Source organism: Pseudomonas paraeruginosa PA7 (assembly GCF_000017205.1).
In the GTDB taxonomy this organism is placed as follows: Bacteria; Pseudomonadota; Gammaproteobacteria; order Pseudomonadales; family Pseudomonadaceae; genus Pseudomonas; species Pseudomonas paraeruginosa.
In genome coordinates this window covers 4,161,114-4,184,718 of sequence record NC_009656.1, presented here as the reverse complement: position 1 = coordinate 4,184,718, position 23,605 = coordinate 4,161,114, and the positions used below count along the sequence as shown (strand labels likewise).

The following is a 23,605-nucleotide window of genomic DNA, read 5'->3' as shown; positions in this document are numbered from 1 at the left end:
CGTTGCACGCAATCAGGCGCGGGCGGCCTCGACCGCCCGCCGTCCTGTCAGGGTTTCACCACCAGGCCGACGCCGCGGCCCCGGGGGTCGGAAGCGGTCTCCACGGCCTTGCCGTCGACGCGGATGGCCTGGATGTCACCCATGTTCCAGCCCTGGTCCTCCAGGGTGTAGCCCATCGCCTTCAGTTCCTCGGCGACCTTGCCGGTGAGCGGCGCGTAGGCGTCGTAGTAGATCGTGTCCTTGGGCAGCAACTGGTGGTGTACGCGCTGCGCGGCGACGGCCTTCTCCAGCGGCAGATGGAAGTCGTAGATGTTGTTCAGCACCTGGAAGATCGAGGTGAAGATCCGCGAACCGCCGGGAGTGCCGAGCACCAGGCTGACCTTGCCGTCGCGGGTGACGATGCTCGGGCTCATCGAGGAAAGCATGCGCTTGCCCGGCTCGATGGCGTTGGCGTCGCTGCCGACCACGCCGAAGGCGTTGGCCACGCCCGGCTTGGCGCTGAAGTCGTCCATCTCGTCGTTGAGCAGGAAGCCGGCGCCCTTGACCACCACGCCGCTGCCGAAGTCCCAGTTGAGGGTGTAGGTGTTGCTCACCGCGTTGCCGTCGGCGTCGACGATGGAGAAGTGCGTGGTCTGGTGCGGTTCCAGGCCGGGACGGACCTTCTCGGTCGGCGAGATCGCCGCCGGATTGACCTCGGCGGCACGCTGTTTCAGGTACGCCGGGTCGGTCAGGCGCGCCACCGGGACCTTGGCGAAGTCCGGGTCGCCGAGGTAGTCGGCGCGGTCGGCGAACACGCGTTTCTCGATCTCCGCCAGCAGGTGGATGTAGCGCGCGGAATTCAGCTCGACGCCCTTGAAGTCGGCGGCACGGTTTTCCTTGATGCCCAGCAACTGGGCCAGGGCGATCCCGCCGGAGCTTGGCAGCGGTGCGGTATAGAGCGTGTTGCCCTGCCAGTCGACGCGCATCGGTTCGCGCCACCTGACCTTGTAGTCGGCCAGGTCCTGGTGGGTGATCAGTCCCTTGTCCTGCTGCATCTGCGCCACCAGCAGGTCGGCGGTATGGCCCTTGTAGAACTCGTCCGGGCCCTTGTCGGCGATACGCTCCAGGGTCTTCGCCAGGTCCGGCTGGAGGAACGCCTCGCCGGCCTTCATGTGGCCGAAGTAGTCACCGAAATTGGTCTTGCCGTTGAACAGGGCGACGGCGTCCTGGCGGTACTGGAACTGCTTGTCGGCGACCTTGAAGCCCTTTTGCGCATAGCCGATGGCCGGGGTCAGCAGCTCGCTCCAGGGCAGCTTGCCGAAACGCTTGTGGGCTTCCCAGAGGCCCATCACGGTGCCCGGCACGCCGGCGGCCTTGGCGCCGACCAGGCTGAGGTTCTCGATCACCTCGCCCTTGTCGTCCAGGTACATGGTCTTGCTCGCGGCCTTCGGCGCCACCTCGCGGTAGTCGAGGAAGTACGGCTTGCCGTCCATGTACAGGGTCATGAAGCCGCCGCCGCCGATGTTGCCGGCCTCGGGGTAGGTGACCGCCAGGGTGAAGGCGGTGGCCACCGCGGCGTCCACCGCGTTGCCGCCGGCCTCGAGGATCTGCGCGGCGACCTTGGCGCCGTACTCGTCGGGCGCGGCGACGGCGCCGCCGTCGAGCGTGGCGGCGAAGGCCGAGGAGGATGCGGCGGCGATGGCGACGCCGAGGGACAGGGTTCTGAAGAGCACAGGTTGCATGGGCTTTCCCTATTTATTGTTATCGCAGGCGAGGGTAGAGCAGGCCCCCGCCGGGCGGGCCGGCGAGGGCGGGTACATCAGTGCGGGAGGATCTTGGCGAGGAACTGCTGGGCGCGTTCGGAGCGGGCGCTGACGTCGCCGAAGAACTCCTCCTTCTCGCAGTCTTCCACGATCTGCCCGCGGTCCATGAAGATCACCCGGTTGGCGACCTTGCGCGCGAAGCCCATCTCGTGGGTCACGCACATCATGGTCATGCCTTCCTGGGCCAGCTGGACCATCACGTCGAGCACCTCGTTGACCATTTCCGGGTCGAGCGCCGAGGTCGGCTCGTCGAACAGCATCACCACCGGGTCCATCGCCAGCGCGCGGGCGATCGCCACGCGCTGCTGCTGGCCGCCGGAGAGCTGGCCGGGGTGCTTGTGCGCGTGCTCCTTGAGACCGACGCGCTCGAGCAGGGCCAGGCCCTTCCTGGTGGCTTCTTCCTTGCTGCGGCCGAGTACCTTGATCTGCGCGATGGTCAGGTTCTCGGTGATGCTCAGGTGGGGAAACAGCTCGAAATGCTGGAACACCATGCCGACCCGCGAGCGCAGCTTGGGCAGGTTGGTCTTCGGATCGGCGATGGAGGTGCCGTCGACGACGATGTCGCCCTTCTGGAAGGGTTCCAGTGCGTTGACGCACTTGATCAGGGTCGACTTGCCCGAGCCCGACGGCCCGCAGACCACCACCACTTCGCCTTTCGCAACCTCGGTGGAGCAGTCGGTCAGGACCTGGAAGTCGCCATACCACTTGCTGACATTCTTGATGGAAATCATACGGTTAACCTTTTCTGCAGACGTTTGACGGCGAACGAGGCGGTGAAGCTTACGACGAAGTAGACCAGGCCGGCGAAAATCAGGAACTCGTTGGCCTGGCCGATGATGTCGCCGCGCGAACGGGCCGAATTGAGGAAGTCCATCAGGCCGACGGTATAGACCAGCGAGGTGTCCTGGAACAGGATGATGCTCTGTTGCAGCAGCAGCGGGGTCATCTTGCGGAACGCCTGCGGCAGGATCACCAGGCGCATGGTCTGCCCGTAGGTCATGCCCAGTGCCTGGGCGGCGCCCATCTGGCCTTTCGGGATGGCCTGGATGCCGGCGCGGACGATCTCGCAGTAATAGGCCGCCTCGAACATCATGAAGGCCACCAGGCAGGAGGTGAACGCCCCCACCGGGGTGTCCTCGCCGGTGATCCAGCGCAGGATGAAAGGCACCGCGAAGTAGAACCAGGTGATCACCAGCAGCAGCGGGATCGAGCGGAAGTAGTTGACGTAGAAGCCGGCGATGTTCGACAGCAGCTTGCTGCTCGACAGCCGCATCAGCGCCAGCACGGTACCCAGCGCGACGCCGCCGAGGACGCCGAGGACCATCAGCTTGAGGGTCATCAGCATGCCTTCCCAGAGGCTCGGCAGGGCGGGAACGATTCCACTGAAGTCCATCATTTACCTCCTACGGAGATCAGGCCCGGTACGGCGACCTTTCTCTCCACCAGGCGCATGATCAGCATCAGGCTCATGTTCAGCGTGAAGTAGATCAGCGTGGCCAGGGTGAAGGCCTCGAACAGGTTGGCGGAGAACTCGGCGGTCTGCTTGGTCTGCGCGAGCAGTTCCATCAGGCCGATCAGCGAGGCCACCGAGGAGTTCTTGAAGATGTTGAGGAACTCCGAGGTCAGCGGCGGGATGATGATCCGGAAGGCCTGGGGCAGCAGCACGTGGCGGTAGATCTGCGGCAGGCGGAAGCCCATCGCGCGGGCCGCCGAGGTCTGTCCGTAGGGCAATGCCTGGATGCCGGTGCGCACCTGCTCGCAGACTCGCGCGGCGGTGAACAGGCCGAGGCAGATGACCACGCTCAGGTAGGCCGAGGTGGTCGGGTTGAGGTCCTGCTTGAACCAGGTCTGCAGGCCCTCGGGCAGCAGGTCGGGCACCAGGAAGTACCAGATGAACAGCTGCACCAGCAGCGGCACGTTGCGGAAGAGTTCCACGTAGGCGGTGGCGATGCCCGATACCAGGCGGTTCGGCACGGTGCGCATGACGCCGAGCAGCGAGCCCAGCGCCAGGGCGATGATCCAGCCGACCAGGGAAATGGCGATGGTCCAGCCCAGACCGGCGATGTACCAGTCGAGGTAGGTTTCGCTGCCGATCCCGGTGGACTTGAAGAACACGCCCCAGTCCCAGTTGTAATTCATGTTGGGGTTTCCCCTCGGTTCAATCGGTTGCAGACACTGGCGAGGAAGGACGGCGCCGGCAGGGCCTGGCGGCCCGCGGCGCGGTACTTCCGGGGGAGACGGCTGGGGAGGGGCGAGCCCCTCCCGCGTCCCCGAGGCCCCGCCGCGAAGCGGGGGCGACGCGCGAAGCGCTGGCGCTCCCGGAGGAACGCCAGGCGCTCGTTACATCTGCTCGGCGGCCTTGTCGGTCGGATTGGCGATCAGCTTCTTCAGCTCGTCGCTCATGGGGAAGTTGAGGTTCAGGCCCTTCGGCGGGATCGGCTGGGTGAACCACTTGTCGTAGATCTTGTTGACCTCGCCGGAGGCGTAGGTGTCGGTGATGGCCTTGTCGACCACCTTCTTGAACGCCGCGTCGCCCTTGCGCACCATGCAGCCGTAGATCTCGAAGGACTGCGGGGTGCCGCCGACGACCCAGTCGTCCGGCTTCTTGGCCTTGGCCATTTCGCCGTAGAGCAGCGCGTCGTCCATCATGAAGGCCACCGCGCGGCCGGACTCGAGCATCATGAAGGACTCGCCGTGGTCCTTGGCGGAGATGATGTTCATGCCCATCTTCTTGTCCGCGTTCATGGCCTTGAGCAGGCGCTCGGAGGTGGTGCCGGCGGTGGTCACCACGTTCTTGCCCTTGAGGTCGTCGAAGTCCTTGATGTTGGCGGTCTTCTTCGACAGCAGGCGGGTGCCGACCTCGAAGATGCCGACGGAGAAGTCGACCTGCTTCTGGCGCTCTTCGTTGTTGGTGGTGGAGCCGCACTCGATGTCCACGGTGCCGTTCTGCACCAGCGGGATGCGGGTCTGCGAAGTGACCAGGTTGTAGCGGACCTTCAGGTCGGGGAGGTTGAGTTCCTTCTTCACCGCCTCGACCACTTTCAGTTGCAGGTCGTGGGAATAGCCGATCGGTTTGCCCGGTTCGACGCCGAGGTAGGAGAAGGGAATCGAAGCGTCACGGTGACCGAGGGTGATGGTGCCGGTGTCCTTGATCTTCTTCAGCGTGCCGGTGAGCTCGTCAGCGACGACCGGAGCGGACAACAGAGCGGCCACGATGGCGGTGCTCAGCAGACTGGGAGCGATACGCATGAATTTCTTCCTCGACTTGTTTTGATTTTTATTGAGCCGCGAGCGCCTGGCCTCTCCGGGACAGGGTGTTTCGCGGTTTTCCCCGGCAGGGGAAGCCACGAGAGTATCGTGCTTGCCGAACAGTGTAGTGGCAGGATGCATGCCAGCTTATGAAATCCGGCTGTTTTTAGCCTAACTTGTTGAAGATAAAAGAAATTAAATTTGGATGAAAATGCCCCGAAATGGCCTTCCGTCCGCTCTTCCGAATATTTTCGGGGCATGGCGTTCGGTTTTCCGAACGTTTTGCCGAAGGCCGTTCTTGAGCCTTTTCAGGGTTTTCTGACGGTTCGTTCAGAAACTGTTCAGGCTTCATTCAGTCCCGATTCAGGCCGGGTTCAGCACAATCCACGCTGCGAGGCGCAAGCCGTCACGTCTTGCCTTCCTTCCCTGGCGACGGTCCCTGGAGCCCACATGCGCTTTCCCATCCTGAGCCTGCTGGCCGTGCTCGCCGCACCTGCCTGGGCCGCCGACGGCGAGTTCTGGTACTTGCAGACAAGCGTCTATACGCGGCATTTCAACCCGGACCCGGAGCACAACAACCATCAGGACCTGCTCGGCCTCGAATACAACCGCGCCGATGGTGTGCTGGCCGGCGGCGCCACCTTCCGCAACTCCTTCCGCCAGCGCTCCAACTACGCCTACCTGGGCAAGCGTTTCGACAGTGACAGCCACCCGGTCTACCTGAAGGTCACCGGCGGCCTGTTGCAGGGCTATCGCGGCGAATACCGCGACAAGATCCCGCTGAACCGCTTCGGCGTGGCGCCGGTGATCATTCCCTCGGTAGGGATGCGCTTCGGCGCGCTGGGCAGCGAGCTGGTGCTGCTGGGCAATTCGGCGGCGATGATCAACGTCGGCCTGCGTCTCTGAGGCGGGCGCGGAACGCTGGCTGGTCTAGGCTGTCGTCTGTTCCCCGAGCCGCGTTCCCGAGCGGTTCGCCATTCGACAGGAGACTCCCATGCAGATCGATCTGAGCGACAAACTGGCGATCGTCAGCGGTTCCACCGCCGGCATCGGCTTCGCCATCGCAACCGGGCTCGCCGCCGCTGGCGCCACCGTGGTGGTCAACGGCCGCAGCCAGGCGGCGGTGGACCGTGCGATCGCGGCGATCCGGGACGGCCAGCCGGATGCCAGGGTCCGCGGCGTCGCCGGCGACCTGGGTACGGCGGAGGGCTGCGCGGCCTTCGTCGCCGCCGAGCCGAAGGCGGACATCCTGGTCAACAATCTGGGCATCTTCGAGCTGAAGGACTTCTTCGACATCGAGGACGCCGAGTGGAGCCGCTTCTTCGAGGTCAACGTGATGTCCGGGGTGCGCCTGGCCCGCGCCTACGTCCCGGGAATGGTCGAGCGCGGTTGGGGACGAGTGGTGTTCCTGTCTTCGGAGTCGGCGTTGAACATCCCGGCGGACATGATCCACTACGGCTTCAGCAAGACCGCCAACCTCTCGGTGTCGCGCGGCCTGGCCAAGCGCCTGGCCGGCAGCGGGGTGACGGTGAACGCGGTGCTGCCCGGGCCGACCCTCACCGAAGGCGTCGCCGAGATGCTCCGCGAGGATGCGCGCAAGGCCGGGCTGAGCATAGAAGAGGCCGGTACCGCCTTTGTTCGGCAGCACCGCTCCAGTTCGATCATCCAGCGCCTGGCGACGCCCGAGGAAGTCGCCAACCTGGTGGTCTACACCTGCTCGACCCAGGCCTCGGCGACCACCGGCGCGGCCCTGCGGGTCGATGGCGGGGTGCTCGACAGCCTGGCCTGAGGAGCGCGCAACGCCAGCGTAAAAACACTCCTCGGCACGCTTGGCACGGCACCCGGCGGCCCTGGCCGGTTGCCACGCCGGCGCCTGGCGGCGGCGCTCGTAAAGCTTGCGTAACGAGGCGCGACAGGAAGTGCGGGGAGGTCTAGAACGGCAGGTACCGTCATTCAGAGGATACCGCCACTCATGTCAGCAGCCTCGCTAGCCTTCCTCGACGGGTCGCTCCCCATGACCCCCGTCGAGCAACCCCGACCGCCGGCTCTCGCCGACCTCGGCAGCCGCCTGATGATTGTCGTCGAGCGACGCGAGGACTGGGCCTCCTACCTGCCCAGCGAGGAAGTCCTCACCGTCCAGGAATACCTCGAGCAATCGGCGCGCGACCACGGCGGCCGCCGCGTGCAGGTGATCAACCTGTGCCGCGGCTACAAGTACCTCGGCCTCGGCTACTACTGTTCGCTGCTGGCCGAGGCCCGCGGCCACCGGGTGATCCCGTCGCTGCGCTGCATCAGCGAACTGGCTCGCAAGTCGGTGTACGGGCTGGCCCTGGGCGGCCTCGACAAGGCCCTGGACAAGGCGCTGTGCCGCACGCCCTATGGCGCCACCGACGGCTTCACCCTGACCCTGTATTTCGGCCATACCGAGTTCGAGCCGCTGGCCGACCTGGCCCGCCAGTTGTTCGAAGTCTTTCCCTGCCCGATCCTGCTGGTGGAGTTCCGTCGCCAGCAGGGCTGGCATATCGAGGGAGTGCGTCCTGGCGTGCTGAACCGCCTGCGTGGCGACCAGGAGGATGTCTTCGCCGGAGCCCTCGACGGTTTCAGCCGGCGCGCCTGGCGCATGCCGCGTTCGCGGCGGGTGGCGCGCTACGACATGGCGATCCTGCACGATCCCGACGAAGCGCTGCCGCCGTCCAACCCGCAGGCGCTGGCCAACTTCGTGCGGGTCGGCGCCAGCCTCGGCATCGACGTCGAACTGATCGGACGCAAGGACTACGCACGCCTGGCCGAGTTCGACGCCCTGCTGATCCGCGAGACCACCCGGGTCGACCACCACACCTATCGCTTCGCCGAGAAGGCCGAGCGCGAAGGACTGGTGGTGATGGACGACCCGGCATCGATCCTGCGCTGCACCAACAAGGTCTACCTGGCTGACCTGCTCGGCTGCCGGCAATTGGGCATGCCGCTCACCGAGATCCTCTACAAGGAACGCCCGCAGGACTGGCAGCGGGTGGCCCGGCGCCTGGGCTTCCCGCTGGTGCTGAAGATTCCCGATGGCTGCTTCTCCCGTGGCGTGGTCAAGGTCAACGACGACAGCGAACTGCTGGCGGCGGCGAGCGAGCTGTTCGAGCGTTCGGTCCTGTTGCTGGCGCAGGAGTTCTTCTACACCGAGTACGACTGGTGCATCGGTGTGCTCGACCGCCAGCCGTTGTACGCCTGCCAGTACTTCATGTCGCGCGGCCACTGGCAGATCTACAACCACAAGGCCGACGGCCAGGACGTCAACGGCGAGTGCCGCGCCGTACCGCTGGAGCAGGTGCCGCCGGCGGTGCTGGAGCTGGCTCTGGAGGCGGCCGGGCGGATCGGCGACGGCCTCTATGGGGTGGACCTGAAGCAGGCCGGCGACAGGGTGCTGGTCATCGAGGTCAACGACAACCCGAACCTCGACGCCGGCATCGAGGACGGCCAGCTCGGCGACGAACTCTACCGGCGCATCCTCCAGGCCTTCGTCCGCCGCCTGGAGCTCAAGCATCGCGGGCAACTGAGCAAGGCGCTGCGCTGAGCATGGCGGCCTTGCTCAGGGTGCCAAGCGCAGGGCGAGCGCGGCCGGCTTGACGCAACGAACCACATGGCGGCCGCGCGCGTCCACCTCGACCCCCTGTAGCAGCGGCTCGAAGCCGGGGAAGTGTTCGCCGAAGGTCCGCAGCGCCAGCAGATAGTCGACCAGCGCTCGCGGTTCCAGGGGCACGCGGTCACCCGGCAGCAGCAGGAGCGGGTCGGCCGGGCCGGCGCCGATCAGGCTGACGACGACGCGTCCGCCAAGGTCGGCCAGTTCCACCCACTCGGTCTCGCCGTTGACCAGGTAGCCGTAGAGCGCGGCCGGCGAGACCGCGCCGCGGATGGCGGTCCCGACGCTGGCCGCGGCCAGCTCGGCGAGGCGCAGGCGGAGCGAGGCCTCGTGGATCATTGCGCAGAGTTCGCGCAGTCCCAGGTAGTTGTAGAGGGGCGAACTCTCCAGCAGGTCGGGTATCACCTGTTTCAGCGGCGCATCTTCGTCATGCCAGCGCTTGAACTCCAGCAGCTTGTCCACCAGCGGACGGGCATGTTCCGGCTGGGCGTCCCGGGGAAGGAACAGCAGCACGCGATAGTCTCCGGTGCACAGCGGCGTGATGCCATGGCGACGCAGATAGCGCGAGACCACCTGCGCAGGGACTCCGAAGCTGGCCGGGCGACCCTGGGCATCGAGTCCCGGACAACCCAGGTCGACTCGCAGGGCTAGCGACTGGCAACAACTGCCGGGTGCCCGGCTGAAATCCTGCCAGCGTCGGCGCGCGGGTGCTTCCTCCGCGGCGCGGGAGGCGGCTACGGCGGGCTGGAAGAACCAGTGGTGGCCGTCCTGTCCGGCCAGTCGCTGCATGGCTGCGCGCAGCGCCTGATGGAAGGCCTGGGCGAGTGGCTCGCGCTCCTCGGACAAGGGCTCCGGCGAGTCGGACAGCGGCGTCGCCGCCGGTCCGGAGGGGGACGGCGGCGAGGCATGCTGGTTCAGGTATCCCGAGAAAAACGCAAGCGTCGCAGGGAAGAACTCGTCGCCATGGATGACCCTGATGGGATAACCATTGTAGGTGGAGCGGGAAAGGGTTCGAGTGGGCGATTGGCAATAGCCGGTTTCTTCCCGGGTTTGCGCGTGAGGTGGTTTCTTCGGAAATCTCTGATCGATGAATATGGCGTTTGAATCCTGGCTGGTAATTCTTAGGAAAATTCTCACAGAACATGCCGGCCAGGCGGGAGGCGAGGGGTGGCTGGTACCTTTGAAAGTGATATATCCGCCCTCCACAGCCACTTCCCGCTCGCCAACATTGTCGGAGGAAAGGAGGTTGCCTGGAGCCATGGAAAACTCTTTTCGATACATGCCGTTGTCCTTTTTCTCGAGTTCTCTCGGGACGGCGCTGGCAACCAGGGAAGTTTGCCCGCCGTCGGTTTCAAGGAATGTCAGTGGTTGATGACGTACTTGGCGCTGGCGAAGGCCGGTGGAATGTAGAAGTTCCACTTGTTGCGCCGCGCCAGGGTCTTGAAGGCGCTGATGGAAGTGCAATCGGCTTTCTGGAAGATGTTGCTCTTGTGAAACTTTATGGTGCTCAGGGAACGACTGATCTGTTCGGCTATTTCCTTTTCCGACAGGCCGGCGAGCATCAGGTAGATCACGTCCCACTCGCGTGCGGTGAACAATGGCGTGGGCTGCGTGAAGGTGAAGGTGCCGATGCCATCGGTGGCGATGAAGCCGCGCGGGGCGATGGACGTCAGCGACTTGGCGTGGGCGATCACGCCGGTGCGGTTGGCCCGGCGGTCGTACAGCGGCATCCGCTCGAAGTAGAGACAGCGGGGGGCGGGATGGTCTTCGGCGCTGAGCAGCGCCAGCGCCTCTATGCGCTTGCCGGTCTGGATCACCAGCTTGTCGTGCAATTCGATGTTGCTGCTGAACGGCGAAAGCAGGGAGCTTTTCTGACCGAACTGCGGGGTAATCAATTCCATGTAGCGTCGATTGACGTAGACGAAGTTCAGACAGGTGTCCTTTACGCTCCAGGCTTCTTCGCTCTGCTCCCAGGAAATGATCAGTTCGATAGGAATATGCACCGACATGTGTCGACTCATATCCTGAATTCTTTCGATATCCGATAACGTCATAGGCTACTCCACTCATTACATACATGTGGGTGGAACTTTGAATGGAAGGAGGTTGGTTAAGGCGAGTGCCTGTCGGGATGGTCGAATGTTTACAGGGTCATTTCTGCTGGCCGTGTTTCGGGATCGGCTTATTCTCCTGTCGACGAGGAATCATGAGGTTGCTCTTTTAGTCTCAGGTTATATCCGTACCTGCTGGCTAGTGCTGTACCTTTGATAGGGTTTTTTTGCGCTGTTCTAATAGGTTTTCCGAGCGATGCGGTGAATTGAACGACAGGGCCCGGACTGGCTTGCCGGGCGTCATGCCGTCGGTCATGCGCGGGTCGCAGCGTCGCTATCGGCGGTGATCGTGTAACCCCGGGAGCAGCCAAGAGGACGATGCCGGGCCGACCCGCGAGAGCCCGCTGCGCGATCCCCTCCTGAATCCCTACGCCCCGCGCCAGCCCTGACCGACGGCCCGCGCCGCGGGGCCCGGGCGGGTCTAGGCTTGTGCTGCGCCCGCGCCGACCGTTCGTCCGCGCCGCGCGGTTTTTTTCCCGCCCCTGTCGAAAGGCGCTTGCGCCGGGCGACTACTGAACGAACGGATCGTCGATCCGCACCAGGAGCCCACCATGAAATACCTCTGCCTGATCTATTTCGACGAAGCGAAGCTGGCCGCCGTACCGGCCGAGGAAGTCGCCGCCATCGTCGACGAGTGCATGAGCTACACCGACCAGTTGAGCAAGGCCGGCCACTACATCGCCTCGCACGCCCTGCAGTCGGTGCAGAGCGCCACCACCCTGCGTCACCAGGGTGGCAAGCTGGCGATGACCGACGGTCCGTTCGCCGAGACCAAGGAGCAACTCGGCGGCTTCTACCTGATCGAGGCCAGGGACCTGAACCAGGCGTTGCAGATAGCCGCGAAGATCCCGCCGGGACGGCTCGGCTGCGTCGAGGTGCGGCCGATCAAGGAGTGGGAGTGAACGGCGCCCGGCGCCGGAGGTGGAGCATGTGCCCCGTTTGTATCGCGTCCCTGTCCCTGCTGTTCGCCGGCGGCGCTTCGCTGACCGGCATCGCCCTGCTGGGCGGGCGTCGGCGCCCGTCGCGGGCGAAGGCGGAGTCCGGCGGCAAACCTGGAATTTCCGTGGAGAATCGGCAATGAACCTTTCCTTGCAGGAACACCCGGTGACCAGCCGGGAAGACTGGCTGGATGCCCGCCGCCGCCTGCTGGCGCGGGAAAAGCAACTGACCCGGCTGCGTGACCAGCTCGCCGCCGAACGCCGCCAACTGCCCTGGGTCCGGGTGGAGCGGGACTACCGCTTCCAGGGCGAGCACGGCGAGCGTTCGCTGGCCGAGCTGTTCGGCGGCAACAGCCAACTGATCGTCTACCACTTCATGTTCGGTCCCGGCTGGAGCGAAGGCTGCGTCGGCTGCTCGTTCCTCGCCGACCACATCGACGGCGCCAACCAGCATCTGGCGCACCACGATGTCAGCCTGGTGGCGGTATCGCGCGCGCCGCTGGAGGAGTTCCAGGCATTCCGCCGACGCATGGGTTGGCGCTTCGCCTGGTATTCCTCCCACGGCAGCGCTTTCAACCGCGATTTCGGCGTGGCCTTCGACAAGGCGCAACTGGCCGCCGGCGCGGTCGACTACAACTATGAGCCGAGCCGCGATGCCGGCGAGGAAATGCCCGGCGCCAGCGTGTTCTACCGCAACCCGGCGGGCGAGGTGTTCCACACCTATTCGGCCTACGCGCGCGGCCTGGACATCCTGCTCACCACCTACAACTTCCTCGACCTCACGCCCAGGGGCCGCAACGAGGAGCAGATCATGGACTGGCTGCGCCATCACGACCGCTACGACGAGGCGTCGAGAAGCGCCTGCTGCCACGCGGAGGGTCGCCATTGAGGGCGCACGGCGAGCCGTTGCGCAGCCGCATCGATGCGCTCTACCGCGAGGAGTCGCGGCGCGTGCTGGCGACCCTGATCCGCCTGCTCGGCGATTTCGAACTGGCCGAGGAGGCATTGCACGACGCCTTCATCGCGGCCGTCGAACAGTGGCCGCGCGACGGTATCCCACGCAACCCGCGCGCCTGGCTGGTTTCCGCCGGGCGCTTCAAGGCCATCGACAACCTGCGCCGGCGCTCGCGCTTCGACGCCTCGCAGCGGCTGCTCGCCGAGCAGCTGGAAGACCAGGGCGAAGCGCCGCCGGAGGAGGGCGAGGCGGTGGAAGACGACCGGTTGCGCCTGATCTTCACCTGCTGCCACCCGGCGCTGACCGCCGAGGCCCAGGTGGCGCTGACCCTGCGCGAGGTCTGCGACCTGCGCACCGAGGAGATCGCCCGCGCGTTCCTCGCCGCGCCGAGCGCCATCGCCCAGCGCATCGTGCGGGCGAAGAACAAGATTCGCGACGCCCGGATTCCCTACCAGGTACCGGCCCTGGACGAGTTGCCCGGGCGCCTGGACAACGTCCTGCAGGTCATCTACCTGGTGTTCAACGAAGGCTACTCGGCGTCTGCCGGCGAGCGCCTGACCCGCGCCGATCTCAGCGGCGAGGCGATCCGCGTCGGTCGCCTGCTGGTCGAGCTGCTGCCGGACCCGGAGGCCCTCGGCCTGCTCGCCCTGATGCTGCTGCACGATTCGCGGCGCCAGGCGCGTACCTCGGCCAGCGGCGAACTGGTGCGGCTCGACGAGCAGGACCGCGCGCTGTGGAACCGCGAACTGATCGGCGAAGGCCTCGACCTGGTCGAGCGGGCCCTGGCCAGCCGCCGCTTCGGTCCCTATACCCTGCAGGCAGCGATCGTCGCGGTGCACGCTCGCGCGCCGCGCGCCGAGGATACCGACTGGGTGCGGATCGTCGCTCTCTACGACATGCTGCTGCGCCTGGCGCCATCGCCGGTGATCGAGCTCAACCGCGCCGTGGCCCTGGCCATGCGCGACGGCATCGAGGCCGGGCTGGCGGTGGTCGACGCGCTGCTGGCGCGCGGCGAGCTGAATGGCTACCACCTGGCGCATTCGGCGCGCGCCGACTTCTGCCGCCGGCTCGGCCGCCGCCAGGAGGCACGCGAGGCCTACCGCGCGGCGCTGGCCCTGGCGCGCCAGGAGCCGGAGCGACGCTTCATCGAGCGACGCCTGCGCGAGCTCGACTGAGGCGCGTCAGGCGGCGCCGGCGCAGGTCGCCGGCGCCTCGCCGCGGGTGAGCCACCAGAACAGCAGCGCCACCAGGCTGATCGCCGCGCCGAGCAGGCTCACCCCGTGCCAGCCGGCCCAGGCGTACATCGCCGTGCCGGCGCTGGCGCCCAGGCCGCTGCCGGCCGCGTAGAACAGCATGTAGCAACCCACCAGGCGGCTGTGCGCGCGTGGATCGATGGCGAAGACCAGGCTCTGGTTGAGCACGTGGATCGCCTGCCCGGCGAGGTCGAGCAGCAGCACGCCGAGCACCAGCGCCAGCAGCGAGTCCGCGCCGAGGCCCAGCGGCAGCCAGGACAGCAGCAACAGCAGCAGGGCGGCGCCACTGAGCGCCTGTGCGTGGCCACGGTCGGCCAGGCTGCCGGCGCGCGCCGCGCCCAGTGCGCCGAGCGCGCCGACCAGGCCGAAGGCGCCGATGGCGCTGTGCGACAGCGCATGGGGCGGCGCGCTGAGCAGCAACGCCAGGCTGCTCCAGAACACCCCGAAGGCGGCGAACATCAGTAGCCCGAGCAGGCCGCGCACCTGCAGCGTGCGCTGGCTCGCCAGCAGGACGAACATCGAGCCGAGCAGTTGCCGGTAGGACAGCCCCAGCGCGTTCGCCGGCGCTGCCGGCAGCACCCGCCAGAGCAGCAGGCCGAGCGCGGCCATGGCCGTCGCCGAGACCAGGTAGACACTGCGCCAGCCGCCGAGGTCGGCGAGCAGCCCGGCCAGCGTGCGCGCCAGCAGCAGGCCGATGACCACGCCGCTCTGCGCCGCGCCGACCACCCGGCCGCGCTCGCCCGGCGCCGCCAGCGCCGCGGCGTAGGCCAGCAGGCCCTGGGTCATGGCGGTGCCGAGCAGACCCAGTCCGAGCAGGCCAAGCGCCAGGCCGAGGGCGTCGCCGGCGAAGCCCACCAGCAGCAACGACAGCACCAGCAGCAGGAGCTGCACGAACATCAGCCGGCGGCGCTCCAGCAGGTCGCCCAGCGGCACCACCAGCAGCAGGGCCAGGGCGCAACCGGCCTGGGTCGCGCCGAACAGCAGGCCGACCCCGGCCTGGTCGATGGCGAACTCGGCGCCGAGGGCGTCCAGCAGCGGCTGGGCGTAGTAGACGTTGGCCACGCTGAGACCGCAGGCGATGGCGAACAGCAGCACCAGCGCGGAGGGGAGGGAGGATGGCGAGGATGGCATGCGAAGCGCTCCGTAAGGTTTCAATATGAAACTAAATCGGAGGCTAGGAATTTTTGGTTTCAAAATGCAACCTAAATTATCGCAGCAATGCGTCTATCGATAGCGACTCGCGCACAGCGGAACGCGGGCCCGCCGCCGATTTACCTGGCGGCGGGCCGCGTAGCGGTCGCTACCGGTCCTGCTCGCAGTTGACCATCCAGGCCACGCCGAAGCGGTCGGTGAACATGCCGAAGCTCGCCGCCCAGAAGGTCGGGCCCAGCGGCATCTGCACCGAGCCGCCCTCGGCGAGGGCATTGAACAGGCGCTCGGCCTCGGCCTTGCTGTCGACGTTGAGGCTGATGGAACAGCCCTTGATGCCTTCGTAGGGATAGGCCGGGTGATTGTCCGAGGCCATCAGGGCGAAGCTGCCGACCACCAGCCGTGCGTGCATGATCTTGTCTTTCCAGTCGGCCGGGATGTCGCCGCACTCGGGGCTGTCGCCGAACGGCAGCATGGCCTCCAGGGTGCCGCCCAGGTGCTGGTGGTAGCAGGTGAAGGCCTCCCGGCAATTACCGTTGAAGATCAGGTAGGGGACGATTTGCATGGCGCTTTCCTCGTTCTTGGCGGAGTGCGGGGCGGTTCAGTTGCGTTTTTCCAGTTCGGCGCGCAGGCGCTCCTCGCGCTCGCGCAGTTCCGGGGTGAACTCCTCGCCGAAGTCCTCGGCCTCGAAGACCTGGCGGATCTCGATCTCGGATTCGCCGTCGAATGGGTTGGGGCAGCGCTTGACCCACTCGATGGCTTCTTCCAGGGAGGCCACCTGGAACATCCAGAAACCGGCGATCAGCTCGCGGGTTTCGGCGAAGGGGCCGTCGATCACTGTCCGCGTGCTCCCGGAAAAGCGCACCCGCGCGCCTTTCGCGCTCGGCTGCAGGCCTTCGCCGGCGAGCATCACCCCGGCCTTGACCAGTTCCTCGTTGTAGCGGCCCATCGCCGCGAGCAGTTCCTCGCTGGGCATCTCGCCGGCTTCGGAAGCCTGGGTGGCCTTGACGATCACCATGAATCTCATCTGCGTTCTCCTTGTTGTTCTGCGCAATGCGGCCCGTTCTGGCCCGCCTCCCGAACTGGTCGAACGGCGGGCCGGCGGATCGACAGGTGACGGCGGTTTTTTCGCTGGCCGGGGCAGTATAGGAGGCCCGCGCCGAGCGGCCGGGATGGCCGACGAGCGTCGCTGCGGAGCTTGCCGACCGCTGGGCGGGCCGCGCCAGCCGTGGCCTGCAGGGCTTCTACACTGTTCCAGCAGAGCCACTTCCGCGAGCCCCGGCATGCCCCGTATCGTCTTCGCCCCGGCCATCCAGCGGCATGTCGCCATGCCTGCCCTGGAGGTCAGCGCCGCCAGCGTTGCCGCCGCCTTGCAGGCGGCCTTCGCCCGCGAACCGCGTCTGCGCGGCTACCTGCTCGACGACCAGGGCGGCCTGCGCCGGCATGTGGCGCTGTTCGTCGATGGCGTGCAGGTCCGCGACCGCCGCGGCCTGGGTGACCGCCTCGAAGCCGACAGCGAGGTCTACGTGGTGCAGGCGTTGAGCGGCGGTTGAGCACGACAGAGGAGGACATCCGGTGAGCGAGCGACTCTACGTCGGCACCCGCAAGGGTCTGTTCGAACTGCGGCGCAACGCGGCGGGCCGGTGGCTGCCAATGGCCAGCCACTTCCTCGGCGAACCGGTGAGCATGCTCCTCGCCGATCCGCGCGACGGCGCGCTCTATGCGGCGCTGAACCTCGGCCATTTCGGCGTCAAGCTGTGGCGTCGCGACGCCGGCGCGACGGACTGGATGGAATGCGCGGTGCCGGTCTATCCGCCGCAGCCACCAGCGGCCGCAGGGCAGGCGGCGGAACCTCACTGGTCGTTGCAGCAATTGTGGATCCTCGAGCCAGGCGGCGCCGACCGCCCCGGCACGCTGTGGGCCGGGACCATCCCCGGCGGCCTGTTCCGCTCCGACGATCGCGGCGCCAGCTGGCGCCTCAACCGCGAGCTGTGGGAACGACCCGAACGCGCCCAATGGTTCGGCGGCGGTTACGAGCATCCCGGCATCCACTCCATCTGCGTCGACCCGCGCGACAGCCGCCACCTCACCGTCGCGGTGTCCTGCGGCGGCGTCTGGCAGAGCCACGACGACGGCCGCAGCTGGACCTGCACCACCAGAGGCATGCGCGCCGACTACATGCCGCCGGAGCAGAGCGAGGAGGCGGCGATCCAGGACCCGCACCGCCTGGTGCAGTGCCAGGCGCGCCCGGAGTTCCTCTGGGTACAGCACCACAACGGCATCTTCCGTTCCCGCGACGGCGGCCTGCATTGGCAGGGCGTGGTCGCCGAGCCGTCCAGCTTCGGCTTCGCCGTCGCCGTGCATCCGCGGCAGCCGGACACGGCCTGGTTCGTCCCGGCGACCAAGGACGAATGCCGAATTCCCAGGGACGCCCGCTTCGTGGTCACCCGCACCCGCGACGGCGGCCGCAGCTTCGAGACCCTCGCCCGTGGCCTGCCGGAGGGCCCGGCCTACGACCTGGTCTACCGCCACGGCCTGGACATCGACCCCAGCGGCGAACGCCTGGCCATGGGCTCGACCACCGGCGGCCTGTGGCTCAGCGAGAACGGCGGGGAGGGCTGGCAGCCGCTCTCGGCCAACCTGCCGCCGATCTACTGCGTGCGCTTCGCCTGAGCGCGCGGCGCTGGACAGCCTCGGCGCGCTTGCATAAGTTCGTGGGTTTTCGCCAAGGAGCCCACCCCATGAGCCTCGAATCCGTCCGGCGGTTCTTCGCCGAGAAAGCCCCGGACCTGCGCGTCATCGAGCTGGAGACCAGCACCGCCACCGTCGCCCTGGCCGCCGAGGCCCATGGTGTGGAGCCGGGGCGGATCGCCAAGACCCTGTCGCTGCGCGTCGGCGAGCGCACCGTACTGGTGGTGGCGCGCGGCGACGCGCGGCTGGACAACCGCAAGATCAAGGCCGCGTTCGGTGGCAAGGCGAAGATGCTCGGCGCCGAGGAAGTGGTCGAGCTGACCGGGCACCCGGTCGGTGGAGTCTGCCCGTTCGGCCTGGCGACGCCGCTGGCGGTGTACTGCGACGTCTCGCTGCAAGCCTTCGACGAAGTGCTGCCGGCCGCCGGCGCGGTGCACAGCGCGGTGCGCATCGCCCCGCGGCGGATGGCCGAGCTGGTCGGCGCGCAGTGGGTCGATGTGTGCCAGGAAGTCCTCCAGGAAGCCTGACGACAACTGCCGGGCTCAGGCCAGGTTGAGCTGCCAGGACACCCCGAAGCGGTCGGCCAGCCAGGCGAAGCGCCGGCTGAAACCGTAGTCGCCGAGCGGCATCAGGGCCTTGCCGCCGTCGCCCAGGGCTGCGGCCAGGCGTTCGATCTGCGCGTCGCTCTCGCAGTCGACGAAGAACGAGAACGCCGGGGTGAAATCGAAGGCATGGCGCACATGGCTGTCGATGCAGTGCACGCTCTGGTCGCCGAGGCGGAACAGCGCCTTCAGCACCGAGCCCTCCGGGCCCGGCCCCTCGGCGCCGTAGCGCTGGATATGGAGGATCTCGGCGTCGTCGAACAGCGACAGGTAGAAGTTCATGGCCGTCTCGGCCTGGACGCCCTGGAACATCAGGAAGGGTCGTACGCGTGCGCTCATCGCGGTTTCCTCTGGAAGGCTGGCTCGACGCTAGAGCCTAGCTCACCACATTGCGGGTGAAACGCACCACCTCGTCCCCGTCGTTGACGTAGGCGTACGGCTGGTCGCTGGCGAAGGCATGGAAGTCGCCGGCCGCGATGCACCGCTCGCCGTCGGCCAGTTCCAGGCGCAGGCGGCCCTCGATGACCAGCACCATTTCCCGCCAGCCGGCGGCGTCGGGTTCCGACACGTAGCGCTCGCCCGGCCCCAGCGACCAGGCCCAGAGTTCCACCTCGCGGCGCGCCGGCGCGCTGGCCAGGAGGGTGGCGCGGCTCTCCGGGTGGCGGCCGACCCAGGCCACCGCGTTGATCCGCGAGCGGTCGGTGGCCGCTGCCTGGACCAGGTCGGGGAACAGCACGCCGAGGGCGGCGGCGATGCGGTCGAGGGTCGACAGGCTGACATTGACGTCGCCGCTCTCGATGCCCACCAGCATCCGCCGGCTGACGCTGGCCGCGCGGGCCAGCGCTTCCTGGCTGAGGCCGGCTTGCAGGCGCAGGCGGCGGACGTTGCCGGAGACATGTTCGAGGACGCTGGGGCGTTCGGTAGGGTTGGGCAATATATTGCTCACTGTCGCGGTTTTGCGCATTATAGTGCACATCCCGTTTCCCGCAGTCCATCGGGCTGCTTCCCACTGCCGGACCTCTTGCATGACCTCCACCTCCCGCGGCCTCGCCGGAACGCTGTTGCCGGTCGGCCTGCTATTGATCGCCATGGCCTCGATCCAGAGCGGCGCCTCCCTGGCGAAAAGCATGTTCCCCCTGGTCGGCGCCCAGGGCACCACGGCCCTGCGGCTGTTCTTCGCCGCGCTGATCCTGCTGCTGTTCCTGCGCCCCTGGCGCAAGCGCCTGAGCCTGCAATCGCTGCGTTCGGTGGTGGTCTACGGCATCGCCCTGGGCGGCATGAACCTGCTGTTCTACCTCTCGGTGCGCACGGTGCCGCTGGGCATCGCGGTGGCCCTGGAGTTCACCGGGCCGCTGCTGGTGGCGATCCTCTCCTCGCGGCGCCTGCTGGATTTCCTCTGGATCGGCCTGGCGGTGTTCGGCATCTGGCTGTTGCTACCGCTGGGCGACAGCGCCGAGCCGCTCGATCTGGTCGGCGCCGCCTACGCCCTCGGCGCCGGCGTGTGCTGGGCGCTGTACATTCTCTTCGGCCAGCGCGCCGGCGCCGACCATGGCGCCCAGGGCGCCGCGCTGGGGGTGCTGGTGGCGGCCATCCTGGTGGTGCCGATCGGCGTCGCCCACGCCGGCGCCGACCTCCTCGACCCGGCGCTGATCCCGCTCGCGCTGGGCGTCGCGGTGCTCTCCACGGCCTTGCCCTACACCCTGGAAATGGTCGCGCTGACCCGCCTGCCGGCGCGCACCTTCGGCACCCTGATGAGCATCGAGCCGGCTTTCGGCGCGCTCTCCGGGTTGCTGTTCCTCGGCGAGCGGCTGAGCCCGACCCAGTGGCTGGCCATCGGCGCGATCATCCTCGCCTCGGTCGGCACCACCCTCAGCGTCAAGTCGCGCGGCCCCGCCCCGGCGCTACCGGCCAAGGACTGAGGCGGCCGCCGCGTCCTCGCGTTGCAGGCGTTCGTGCTGGCGGATGAAGCGCCGCGCGCTGCGCGCCAGGCGGATGCAGAGCATGATCGCGGCGCCGGTCAGGCCCACCACCAGGCCCTGCCACAGGCCGCGCGGCCCGCTGGGTTCCTGGAACCAGTCGGTGAGGCCGAGGCTGTAGCCCACCGGCAGGCCGATGCCCCAGTAGGCGAACAGGGTCATGATCATCGTCACCCGGGTGTCCTGGTAGCCGCGCAGGGCACCGGCGGCGGTGACCTGCAGGGCGTCGGAGAACTGGAACAGCGCGGAGAACACGATCAGCGAGGCGGCGATGGCGATCACCGCCGGGTCCGGCGAATACATCGCGGCGATCTGCTCGCGCAGCAACAGCATCAGGCTCGCCGAGACGCAGGCGTAGCCCAGCGCCGCGGCCATCCCCACGCCGGCGGCGAAGCGCGCGTCGCGCGGCAGGCCGGCGCCGAGGTTGTGGCCGACCCGTACGGTCACCGCCATCCCCAGCGAATAGGGAATCATGAACACCAGCGCGCTGAAGTTCAGGGCGATCTGGTGGCCAGCCACCACGTTCTCGTCGAGTCCGCCGATCAGCAGGGCGATCACCGAGAAGATGCTCGACTCGGCGAACACCGCGATGCCGATCGGCAGGCCGACCGCCACCAGCGGGCCGATGGTCGCGCGATCCGGCCACTCCCAGCGCGAGAACAGCTGGCTGGCGCGGTAGATGGAAGCCTTGTTCACCCAGAACAGCATGCCGAGGAACATGAACCACATCACCGAGCCGGTGGCCCAGCCGCAACCCGGGCCGCCCATCTTCGGCATACCGAAGTGGCCATAGATCAGCGCATAGTTGATCGGGATGTTCAGCAGCAGCCCGCCGATGCCCAGCACCATGCTCGGCCGGGTCCGCCCCAGGCCGTTGGTGTAGCAGCGCAGCACGTGGTACAGCGCCGCCGCCGGGAAGCCCAGGGCGATCCCCTTGAGGTACAGCAGGCTCGGCCCGATCAGCTCCGGGCGCACCTTCATCAGCCCGAGGATCGGTTCCGACAGCCACCACAGCACCGCCCCCGACAGCGGCCCGATCAGCAGCGCCAGCCACAGCGCCTGGCGCACCAGCGGCCCGGTGCCGGGCTGGTCGCCGGCGCCGTAGCGCTGGGCGACCTTGGCCGTGGTGGCGAGCAGGGTGCCGGTCATCAGCAGGAACATCGGGATCCAGATCGAGTTGCCCAGCGCCACCGCCGCCAGGTCATGCGGGCTGGCGCGGCCGGCCATCACCGCGTCGACGAAGCCCATGGCGGTGGTCGCCAGCTGCGCGATCATGATCGGCGCGGCGAGGGTCAGCAGTTCCTTGAGTTCGGCGCGGATGCGCAAGCCACGGGAAAGGGGCAGGGCGGGGCTGTTCACGGCGGTCCTTGTCTGGGCAGGGGAACCGGCTAGTTTACGGGTTGACGGGGTGGTCAGGAAGGGTGGGCATGGTCGTGCCGGTTATCCGCCGCAAACCCGTGGCAGCGGCGGATAACGCCTGTGGCGGTATTCGCCCTACCGCCGCTACGCGCAGGCAAACGACCCCGCGTTGTTGAAACCAGGCGCCGGAGAGCGGACAACCGCTTGGCGGTAATCCGCCGCATAGCCATGGCAGCCCTGGACAACGCGCCCTGGACACGCGGGACACCTCTCCCAGACTTTTCCGCAGCCTCTCTCAGACGCCCAGGCATCGGCCCGTTGCGGCGTTGGCTCGCGGCAGCCGTCCGGTCATGCACACGCCGCCGTGCGTGCAAGCCAAGCCATTATCGGCAGGCCTGGCGATGGCCGGTCTTTCATCTGCGACTGTTTCTCATTTACACTCGACCGCCATTATCCGGAGCCCGGCTCCTTTCCTGGGTGCATCGTGCCGTTCGATCCCGCCAAGCCGACCTTGCTGTCCACACTGGTTCGTCACTACGAGGAACTGGTCGACCACATTCGCCGGCGCTTCGGCGACCGGGGCATGGCGCGCGAGGTAGTGCACGACGTGTGCGTGCAGTTGCTCGAGCGTGACGAGAAGGGCGACGTCCACACGCCCCTGGCGCTGCTGCGGAAAATCTCCCACGACACCGCCGTGAGCCGCTATCGTAGCGAGCGCCGCCGCGCGGCCTGGGTGGAAGCCGTCGCCGAGCTTCCCGAGGTCGCCTGCGCGGCGGCGACCCCGGTGGGCCGGCATGAGGCCGAGCGCGAGTTCCAGGCGCTGGTCGAGGCCATCGCCGCGCTTCCTCCTCGCTGCCAGGCCGTTTTCGTCATGCACAAGATCCACGAGATTCCCCAGGCGCAAGTCGCCGCCCGGCTCGGCATTTCCATCAAGACCGTGGAAAAGCACCTGCGTCTTGGATTGACGGCCTGCCGGGAACGCCTCGGGCGTGGCGAGGTACAGGCATGACCCAGCCCACCAGGCCGGGCGGGCAGGCTCCCGTGGACGAAGCCCTGCAGCGCCATCGCGATGCGCTGAAGGAGCTGTTTCCGCTGCCGCCCGCCACGCCGAAACCGCGCAAGGCGACCAAGGCGGCAGGGGGCGCGCTGCTGCTGGCGCTGGCCGTCGGCACCCTGGCCTGGCTGGACCCGGCCTACCAGCACGAGCGCTTCGTCACCGCCATCGGTGAGCGGCGCGACGTGACCCTGGCCGATGGCAGCCAGTTGCTGCTCGACAGCGGCAGCCAGGTCGAGGTCAGCTGGCACCCGTTCAGCCGCCAGGTCGAGCTGCGCTCGGGGCAGGCGCTCTTCGAGGTGTCGCCGACGCTGTACCGGCCCTTCGTGGTCTCCGCGGGGTCGACCCGGGTCCGCGTGCTCGGTACCCGGTTCAACGTCCGCCGCCTGGACGACGATGTCCGCGTGACCCTGGCCCGTGGCCGGGTGGAAGTGGCCAACATGGCCGCCGCGAAGGCGCCGCTGGTGCTCCTGCCGGGGCAGCAGGTCGACTCGATCGGCGGGCAACTGACCCCGGTGGCCAAGGTCGATGCCGCCACGGCGATGGCCTGGCAGGACGACCGCCTGGTCTTCGAGCGCACGCCCCTGGGCGAAGCCGTCGCGCTGCTGCGCCATTACCGCAAGGCGCCCATTCTCCTGGACGATCCCAGCCTGGCCACCCTCCGGCTGACCGGCGTCTTCGCCGCGCACAACGCCGACCGGCTGCTCGACCTGCTGCCGAGCATCCTCCCCGTGGCCGTGTCGCGGCAGGAAGACGGCAGCGTCGAGATCCAACGCAAATCGACGCGAAAATAATTCTCGGACGCAGGTAGGGTTTCCCGCGCGCCGTGGCGGCTATC

26 protein-coding genes are annotated in these 23,605 nt (G+C 67.5%); 13 read left to right on the top strand and 13 right to left on the bottom strand.

All coding sequences use genetic code 11. From position 1 onward, the window contains the following. Positions 1–47: 47 nt before the first annotated feature. The 5 genes from ggt to PSPA7_RS19210 all read right to left on the bottom strand — a co-directional run bounded on the left by ggt (position 48) and on the right by PSPA7_RS19210 (position 5,051). Positions 48–1,721 carry a gamma-glutamyltransferase gene (gene ggt / locus PSPA7_RS19230; protein ID WP_012076542.1) on the bottom strand — a complete coding sequence of 558 codons (1,674 nt, stop codon included), beginning with the start codon at positions 1,719–1,721 and terminating at the stop codon, positions 48–50. Between the two features lie 77 nt (positions 1,722–1,798). Next, positions 1,799–2,533, bottom strand: coding sequence for an amino acid ABC transporter ATP-binding protein (locus PSPA7_RS19225; RefSeq protein ID WP_003157966.1), 735 nt, complete (start codon positions 2,531–2,533; stop codon positions 1,799–1,801). Next, complete coding sequence (locus PSPA7_RS19220; protein ID WP_012076541.1) at positions 2,530–3,198, bottom strand: amino acid ABC transporter permease; 669 nt, start codon at positions 3,196–3,198, stop codon at positions 2,530–2,532. The genes PSPA7_RS19225 and PSPA7_RS19220 overlap by 4 nt, the downstream gene beginning before the upstream one ends. After that, positions 3,195–3,941, bottom strand: coding sequence for an amino acid ABC transporter permease (locus PSPA7_RS19215; RefSeq protein WP_003157968.1), 747 nt, complete (start codon positions 3,939–3,941; stop codon positions 3,195–3,197). The genes PSPA7_RS19220 and PSPA7_RS19215 overlap by 4 nt, the downstream gene beginning before the upstream one ends. A gap of 201 nt (positions 3,942–4,142) precedes the next feature. Further along, positions 4,143–5,051, bottom strand: coding sequence for a glutamate/aspartate ABC transporter substrate-binding protein (locus PSPA7_RS19210; protein WP_003157969.1), 909 nt, complete (start codon positions 5,049–5,051; stop codon positions 4,143–4,145). Between the two features lie 450 nt (positions 5,052–5,501). Between PSPA7_RS19210 and pagP the strand changes: the two genes are divergently transcribed. The 3 genes from pagP (at position 5,502) to PSPA7_RS19195 (ending at position 8,613) form a co-directional block, all read left to right on the top strand. Then, a complete protein-coding gene (pagP, locus tag PSPA7_RS19205) occupies positions 5,502–5,957 on the top strand; it encodes a palmitoyltransferase PagP (RefSeq protein ID WP_003157970.1) in 456 nt (151 codons plus the stop codon). A gap of 88 nt (positions 5,958–6,045) precedes the next feature. Continuing rightward, positions 6,046–6,840, top strand: coding sequence for an SDR family NAD(P)-dependent oxidoreductase (locus tag PSPA7_RS19200; protein ID WP_012076539.1), 795 nt, complete (start codon positions 6,046–6,048; stop codon positions 6,838–6,840). Positions 6,841–7,023: 183 nt separating this feature from the next. Beyond that, positions 7,024–8,613 carry a RimK family ATP-grasp domain-containing protein gene (locus PSPA7_RS19195; RefSeq protein WP_079262192.1) on the top strand — a complete coding sequence of 530 codons (1,590 nt, stop codon included), beginning with the start codon at positions 7,024–7,026 and terminating at the stop codon, positions 8,611–8,613. A 15-nt stretch (positions 8,614–8,628) separates the two neighbouring features. Here PSPA7_RS19195 and PSPA7_RS19190 read toward each other — a convergent pair whose 3' ends face one another. Together PSPA7_RS19190 and PSPA7_RS19185 are read right to left on the bottom strand one after the other, a co-directional pair. Next, on the bottom strand, positions 8,629–9,525 hold the full coding sequence (locus tag PSPA7_RS19190; protein WP_012076537.1) for an Orn/Lys/Arg family decarboxylase: 897 nt from the start codon (positions 9,523–9,525) through the stop codon (positions 8,629–8,631). 515 nt (positions 9,526–10,040) lie between these two features. Further along, a complete protein-coding gene (locus PSPA7_RS19185) occupies positions 10,041–10,700 on the bottom strand; it encodes a helix-turn-helix transcriptional regulator (protein ID WP_171941872.1) in 660 nt (219 codons plus the stop codon). 641 nt (positions 10,701–11,341) lie between these two features. Here PSPA7_RS19185 and PSPA7_RS19180 point away from each other — a divergent pair. The 4 genes from PSPA7_RS19180 to PSPA7_RS19170 are packed head-to-tail and all read left to right on the top strand — an operon-like array spanning position 11,342 to position 13,858. Continuing rightward, entirely contained in the window at positions 11,342–11,692 is a 351-nt protein-coding gene (locus PSPA7_RS19180; RefSeq protein WP_003158104.1) for a YciI family protein, read from the top strand. Positions 11,693–11,718: 26 nt separating this feature from the next. Next, on the top strand, positions 11,719–11,871 hold the full coding sequence (locus PSPA7_RS32500; RefSeq protein WP_003158105.1) for a hypothetical protein: 153 nt from the start codon (positions 11,719–11,721) through the stop codon (positions 11,869–11,871). After that, entirely contained in the window at positions 11,868–12,617 is a 750-nt protein-coding gene (locus PSPA7_RS19175; RefSeq protein ID WP_003158106.1) for a DUF899 domain-containing protein, read from the top strand. Before PSPA7_RS32500 ends, PSPA7_RS19175 begins: the two co-directional genes overlap by 4 nt. Positions 12,618–12,634: 17 nt before the next feature. Continuing rightward, on the top strand, positions 12,635–13,858 hold the full coding sequence (locus PSPA7_RS19170) for an RNA polymerase sigma factor (protein ID WP_033999015.1): 1,224 nt from the start codon (positions 12,635–12,637) through the stop codon (positions 13,856–13,858). A gap of 6 nt (positions 13,859–13,864) precedes the next feature. Here PSPA7_RS19170 and PSPA7_RS19165 read toward each other — a convergent pair whose 3' ends face one another. The 3 genes from PSPA7_RS19165 to PSPA7_RS19155 form a co-directional block, all read right to left on the bottom strand. Beyond that, positions 13,865–15,067: an MFS transporter gene (locus PSPA7_RS19165; protein WP_012076532.1), complete on the bottom strand. Its 1,203-nt coding sequence runs from the start codon at positions 15,065–15,067 to the stop codon at positions 13,865–13,867. A 169-nt stretch (positions 15,068–15,236) separates the two neighbouring features. Beyond that, positions 15,237–15,650 (bottom strand): VOC family protein, encoded by a 414-nt coding sequence (locus tag PSPA7_RS19160; RefSeq protein WP_012076531.1) that lies wholly within the window; start codon positions 15,648–15,650, stop codon positions 15,237–15,239. A 36-nt stretch (positions 15,651–15,686) separates the two neighbouring features. After that, positions 15,687–16,112: a YciI family protein gene (locus PSPA7_RS19155; protein WP_003157225.1), complete on the bottom strand. Its 426-nt coding sequence runs from the start codon at positions 16,110–16,112 to the stop codon at positions 15,687–15,689. 256 nt (positions 16,113–16,368) lie between these two features. Between PSPA7_RS19155 and PSPA7_RS19150 the strand changes: the two genes are divergently transcribed. The 3 genes from PSPA7_RS19150 (at position 16,369) to PSPA7_RS19140 (ending at position 18,303) form a co-directional block, all read left to right on the top strand. Continuing rightward, positions 16,369–16,638 (top strand): MoaD/ThiS family protein, encoded by a 270-nt coding sequence (locus PSPA7_RS19150; protein WP_003157224.1) that lies wholly within the window; start codon positions 16,369–16,371, stop codon positions 16,636–16,638. Between the two features lie 22 nt (positions 16,639–16,660). Further along, positions 16,661–17,758 carry a WD40/YVTN/BNR-like repeat-containing protein gene (locus tag PSPA7_RS19145; protein WP_012076530.1) on the top strand — a complete coding sequence of 366 codons (1,098 nt, stop codon included), beginning with the start codon at positions 16,661–16,663 and terminating at the stop codon, positions 17,756–17,758. Positions 17,759–17,826: 68 nt separating this feature from the next. Continuing rightward, positions 17,827–18,303 carry a YbaK/EbsC family protein gene (locus tag PSPA7_RS19140; RefSeq protein WP_012076529.1) on the top strand — a complete coding sequence of 159 codons (477 nt, stop codon included), beginning with the start codon at positions 17,827–17,829 and terminating at the stop codon, positions 18,301–18,303. A 15-nt stretch (positions 18,304–18,318) separates the two neighbouring features. On the opposite strand, the gene PSPA7_RS19135 is transcribed toward PSPA7_RS19140, so the two are convergent. Both PSPA7_RS19135 and PSPA7_RS19130 read right to left on the bottom strand, forming a co-directional pair. Then, positions 18,319–18,717 (bottom strand): VOC family protein, encoded by a 399-nt coding sequence (locus PSPA7_RS19135; RefSeq protein ID WP_003157221.1) that lies wholly within the window; start codon positions 18,715–18,717, stop codon positions 18,319–18,321. 37 nt (positions 18,718–18,754) lie between these two features. Continuing rightward, positions 18,755–19,405, bottom strand: coding sequence for a helix-turn-helix domain-containing protein (locus PSPA7_RS19130; RefSeq protein ID WP_074197512.1), 651 nt, complete (start codon positions 19,403–19,405; stop codon positions 18,755–18,757). On the opposite strand from PSPA7_RS19130, the gene rhtA reads away from it, so the two are divergent. After that, positions 19,404–20,297 carry a threonine/homoserine exporter RhtA gene (gene rhtA / locus PSPA7_RS19125; RefSeq protein ID WP_012076528.1) on the top strand — a complete coding sequence of 298 codons (894 nt, stop codon included), beginning with the start codon at positions 19,404–19,406 and terminating at the stop codon, positions 20,295–20,297. The genes PSPA7_RS19130 and rhtA overlap by 2 nt on opposite strands. Here the strand turns inward: rhtA and pmpM are convergent. After that, entirely contained in the window at positions 20,280–21,713 is a 1,434-nt protein-coding gene (gene pmpM / locus PSPA7_RS19120; RefSeq protein WP_012076527.1) for a proton-coupled multidrug efflux MATE transporter PmpM, read from the bottom strand. The genes rhtA and pmpM overlap by 18 nt on opposite strands. 484 nt (positions 21,714–22,197) lie before the next feature. Here pmpM and PSPA7_RS19115 point away from each other — a divergent pair, with 484 nt between their 5' ends. After that, positions 22,198–22,722 carry an RNA polymerase sigma factor gene (locus tag PSPA7_RS19115; RefSeq protein WP_003149613.1) on the top strand — a complete coding sequence of 175 codons (525 nt, stop codon included), beginning with the start codon at positions 22,198–22,200 and terminating at the stop codon, positions 22,720–22,722. Continuing rightward, entirely contained in the window at positions 22,719–23,561 is an 843-nt protein-coding gene (locus PSPA7_RS19110) for a FecR family protein (RefSeq protein ID WP_041025376.1), read from the top strand. The genes PSPA7_RS19115 and PSPA7_RS19110 overlap by 4 nt, the downstream gene beginning before the upstream one ends. The last annotated feature ends 44 nt before the right edge of the window (positions 23,562–23,605 follow it).

Coding starts and splice junctions, on each gene's coding strand:
- PSPA7_RS19185 (WP_171941872.1), bottom strand. CDS start 10,700: ATGAGTCGACACATGTCGGTGCATATTCCTATCGAACTGATCATTTCC.
- PSPA7_RS19130 (WP_074197512.1), bottom strand. CDS start 19,405: ATGCAAGAGGTCCGGCAGTGGGAAGCAGCCCGATGGACTGCGGGAAAC.
- PSPA7_RS19155 (WP_003157225.1), bottom strand. CDS start 16,112: ATGAGATTCATGGTGATCGTCAAGGCCACCCAGGCTTCCGAAGCCGGC.
- PSPA7_RS32500 (WP_003158105.1), top strand. CDS start 11,719: ATGTGCCCCGTTTGTATCGCGTCCCTGTCCCTGCTGTTCGCCGGCGGC.
- PSPA7_RS19165 (WP_012076532.1), bottom strand. CDS start 15,067: ATGCCATCCTCGCCATCCTCCCTCCCCTCCGCGCTGGTGCTGCTGTTC.
- PSPA7_RS19195 (WP_079262192.1), top strand. CDS start 7,024: ATGTCAGCAGCCTCGCTAGCCTTCCTCGACGGGTCGCTCCCCATGACC.
- PSPA7_RS19220 (WP_012076541.1), bottom strand. CDS start 3,198: ATGATGGACTTCAGTGGAATCGTTCCCGCCCTGCCGAGCCTCTGGGAA.
- PSPA7_RS19160 (WP_012076531.1), bottom strand. CDS start 15,650: ATGCAAATCGTCCCCTACCTGATCTTCAACGGTAATTGCCGGGAGGCC.
- PSPA7_RS19175 (WP_003158106.1), top strand. CDS start 11,868: ATGAACCTTTCCTTGCAGGAACACCCGGTGACCAGCCGGGAAGACTGG.
- PSPA7_RS19225 (WP_003157966.1), bottom strand. CDS start 2,533: ATGATTTCCATCAAGAATGTCAGCAAGTGGTATGGCGACTTCCAGGTC.
- PSPA7_RS19150 (WP_003157224.1), top strand. CDS start 16,369: ATGCCCCGTATCGTCTTCGCCCCGGCCATCCAGCGGCATGTCGCCATG.
- PSPA7_RS19200 (WP_012076539.1), top strand. CDS start 6,046: ATGCAGATCGATCTGAGCGACAAACTGGCGATCGTCAGCGGTTCCACC.
- PSPA7_RS19215 (WP_003157968.1), bottom strand. CDS start 3,941: ATGAATTACAACTGGGACTGGGGCGTGTTCTTCAAGTCCACCGGGATC.
- PSPA7_RS19140 (WP_012076529.1), top strand. CDS start 17,827: ATGAGCCTCGAATCCGTCCGGCGGTTCTTCGCCGAGAAAGCCCCGGAC.
- PSPA7_RS19210 (WP_003157969.1), bottom strand. CDS start 5,051: ATGCGTATCGCTCCCAGTCTGCTGAGCACCGCCATCGTGGCCGCTCTG.
- rhtA (WP_012076528.1), top strand. CDS start 19,404: ATGACCTCCACCTCCCGCGGCCTCGCCGGAACGCTGTTGCCGGTCGGC.
- PSPA7_RS19180 (WP_003158104.1), top strand. CDS start 11,342: ATGAAATACCTCTGCCTGATCTATTTCGACGAAGCGAAGCTGGCCGCC.
- PSPA7_RS19135 (WP_003157221.1), bottom strand. CDS start 18,717: ATGAGCGCACGCGTACGACCCTTCCTGATGTTCCAGGGCGTCCAGGCC.
- pagP (WP_003157970.1), top strand. CDS start 5,502: ATGCGCTTTCCCATCCTGAGCCTGCTGGCCGTGCTCGCCGCACCTGCC.
- PSPA7_RS19110 (WP_041025376.1), top strand. CDS start 22,719: ATGACCCAGCCCACCAGGCCGGGCGGGCAGGCTCCCGTGGACGAAGCC.
- ggt (WP_012076542.1), bottom strand. CDS start 1,721: ATGCAACCTGTGCTCTTCAGAACCCTGTCCCTCGGCGTCGCCATCGCC.